The organism is Polaribacter sp. BAL334, from assembly GCF_015767435.1.
Taxonomy (GTDB): Bacteria; Bacteroidota; Bacteroidia; order Flavobacteriales; family Flavobacteriaceae; genus Polaribacter.
The window spans coordinates 1-340 of sequence record NZ_JADWOV010000280.1; the positions used below are offsets into that span (position 1 = coordinate 1).

Genomic DNA, 340 nt, shown 5'->3' on the forward strand with positions numbered 1-340 from the left:
CTTTAAATACATTCGCACAAACAATTGGGATTGGCGATGTAACAAGTATTGAATCAAAAGCTTTGACATACGAAAGTTATAAAGCAAAAATTACTCAATACAAAGACGAACTTATTAGTCTAGAAGCGCAGTGGAGAAATAAAATCCAAAAGTTAAAAGAGGAATTAGCACTTCTTTATAAAGAAAGAGACAATTTAATTGCTGATATGAAGGTCGGAGCAAGATGTAGTCAATGTGGTGGGTGGAAATCTGATTTTGAAAAAAAGGGAGAAAGTTTTGAAAAACATCTAGGAGAGGTAAAGGGTTATGCAATACCAGCAACAACAGAAGAATTAGAGAC

1 protein-coding gene is annotated in these 340 nt (G+C 33.8%); it reads left to right on the forward strand.

Annotation, left to right across the window (positions count from 1 at the left end; all coding sequences use genetic code 11):
• On the forward strand, positions 1-340 hold a 340-nt coding region (locus IU405_RS07825; protein WP_197438058.1), incomplete at both ends, for a hypothetical protein.